Origin of the sequence: Gorillibacterium terrae (assembly GCF_051594785.1) — a bacterium.
GTDB lineage: Bacteria > Bacillota > Bacilli > Paenibacillales > NBRC-103111 > Gorillibacterium.
This window is the reverse complement of the sequence record NZ_JBPPGI010000021.1, coordinates 1-655: the sequence shown is the minus strand read 5'-3', so window position 1 is coordinate 655 and position 655 is coordinate 1. Positions and strand designations below refer to the sequence as shown.

The following is a 655-nucleotide window of genomic DNA, read 5'->3' as shown; positions in this document are numbered from 1 at the left end:
AGCCAGCCGCCGAAGGTGGGGTAGATGATTGGGGTGAAGTCGTAACAAGGTAGCCGTATCGGAAGGTGCGGCTGGATCACCTCCTTTCTAGGGAGTTACCGGATTCGCTGTAATGGCGAAGCCTATGTAACAATCTACGCTCCGATCGAGGGAGCAAAGCGGCACACTCACCTTTGTTCAGTTTTGATGGAATTTCCTCCGGGAAATACGGGGCCATAGCTCAGCTGGGAGAGCGCCTGCCTTGCAAGCAGGAGGTCAGGAGTTCGATCCTCCTTGGCTCCACCATCACGCCGAAGGCAAACACGAAGATCGCTTCCTTAACTGGAAGAGATTGAGGGTTGACCGGAGGGCATACAACATGATAAGATATCTTTCGCTGCTCTTGAGTGGCGAAGAAAAAAGCTTGTTCCTTGAAAACTGGATAGCGAAGCAACAAACGCGTAGGAAACATCCAACTACCGAATTGTGTCTGGTTTCTTTTTCGCCCTTGCAGGTGAAGAAGACAACTAGTTGATTTTTCTGTCGAGTGTAACGCTCGGCAAAAAAACAACCGGTTAAGCTAGTAAGAGCACACGGAGGATGCCTAGGCGCCAGGAGCCGAAGAAGGACGTGGCGAACAACGAAACTGCCCCGGGGAGCTGTAAGCAAGCATCGA

At 51.6% G+C, this 655-nt stretch carries 1 tRNA gene and 2 rRNA genes; all 3 read left to right on the top strand.

The features are described from left to right. Positions 1 to 87 (top strand): 16S ribosomal RNA (locus ACSEXS_RS22625); the annotation flags it as partial. A gap of 122 nt (positions 88 to 209) precedes the next feature. Next, a tRNA-Ala gene (locus ACSEXS_RS22620) sits at positions 210 to 285 on the top strand. A 267-nt stretch (positions 286 to 552) separates the two neighbouring features. Beyond that, positions 553 to 655, top strand: a 23S ribosomal RNA gene (locus tag ACSEXS_RS22615); the annotation flags it as partial.